This is a genomic window from Mesorhizobium sp. M5C.F.Ca.IN.020.32.2.1 (assembly GCF_004023105.1).
GTDB lineage: Bacteria > Pseudomonadota > Alphaproteobacteria > Rhizobiales > Rhizobiaceae > Mesorhizobium > Mesorhizobium wenxiniae.
This window is the reverse complement of record NZ_RZSX01001294.1, coordinates 1-1,210: the sequence shown is the minus strand read 5'-3', so window position 1 is coordinate 1,210 and position 1,210 is coordinate 1. Positions and strand designations below refer to the sequence as shown.

Annotated in this window: 2 protein-coding genes; one reads left to right on the top strand and one right to left on the bottom strand. The window is 65.9% G+C overall.

The window, feature by feature from the left end; genetic code table 11:
* Positions 1-564 (top strand): energy transducer TonB (locus tag EOA86_RS35365; protein WP_164892358.1); only part of this gene is annotated, 564 nt, incomplete at its 5' end.
* A 50-nt stretch (positions 565-614) separates the two neighbouring features.
* Here the strand turns inward: EOA86_RS35365 and EOA86_RS35360 are convergent.
* On the bottom strand, positions 615-1,210 hold a 596-nt coding region (locus EOA86_RS35360; RefSeq protein WP_245497487.1), incomplete at its 5' end, for an ATP-binding protein.

The window sequence follows — 1,210 nt, the reverse complement described above, 5'->3', positions numbered from 1 at the left end:
CCGCTCGAGGAGGTCGTGCCGGACGTTGCCGAGGCCGTCACGCCGGAAGTGGTCATCCCGCTGCCGCAGCCGAAACCGGTCGAGGCACCCGTCGAGGCCAAGACAAAGAAGCAAGCAAAGGCCAAGGAGCCGGCTGAGGCCAAGGCGAAGAAGCCGGTCGAAAAGGCCAAAAACCGTCCGAAAAAGGAGAAAGCCGCACCGCCGCGGACGACGGCCAGTCTCGCTGCGACACCCGCAGCCAGGGCGGCCGCACCGAAGTCGGCCAAGGCGGTGGCTGCGTCCCGAGGGGACGCCAAGAAGTGGAACTCGCAACTGACAAGGTGGATCAATCGGCACAAGCGCTACCCGAAGGCCGCGAGAGCCCGCCGTTCGGAAGGAACCGTAAGGGTCTCCTTCATGGTGGCCGGCTCCGGCCGAGTGACGTCCGTTCGCATCACCGGTTCATCCGGCGACCCTGATCTCGACCGCAGTGTACTGGACCTGCTGCAGGGCGCTACAGTGCCGGCGCCGCCGGAAGGCGTTAGCTCGCGTGTCGATGTGCCCTTGACGTTCAGCCTGCGGTAATCAGGCGATACGGCGATGCCGTGCGTCGAGAATGGCGCCAAACGGCTGAATCAGGAAACCGCATCGAAAACCACTTTCTGTGAAAGGCCGCCGCCCGGGCGGTTCTCCAGTGTGATGGCGCCGCCGTGGCGTTCGATGATTTCCTTGGCAATGGCGAGGCCGAGGCCGGCGCCTGGAATGGACTGCCTGCGGCCGGGATCGACGCGAAAGAAGGGCTCGAACGCCTTGCCGAGCAGCTCGGGCGGAATGCCGGGTCCGCGATCGGCGATGGTGAGGGTGGCGCGGTTGTCGGCTGCGGACAGGGAGATGCCGCAGCCCTTGCCATGCGTGGCGGCGTTGACGATCAGGTTGCGCAGCGCGCGGCGAAGGCCGAGCGCGCCTGCCCTGACCGAGACCTTGTCGAGATGGCCGACCGACACGGCATGGCCGAGCGAAACCATCTCGGCCTCGATGTCGCGAACCAGCCGGTCCAACTCGACCGGCTCGACGGCATCCTGGTCAACCTCCTCGCGCACCAGTCGGATGGTGCTGTCGGCGATGCGATCGAGCTCATCGAGGTCGTGCAGCCATTTCTCGCGTTCTTCGTTGCCAGCCAGGAATTCGGCGCGCAGCCGCATGCGCGTCATCGGCGTTCTCAAATCATGCC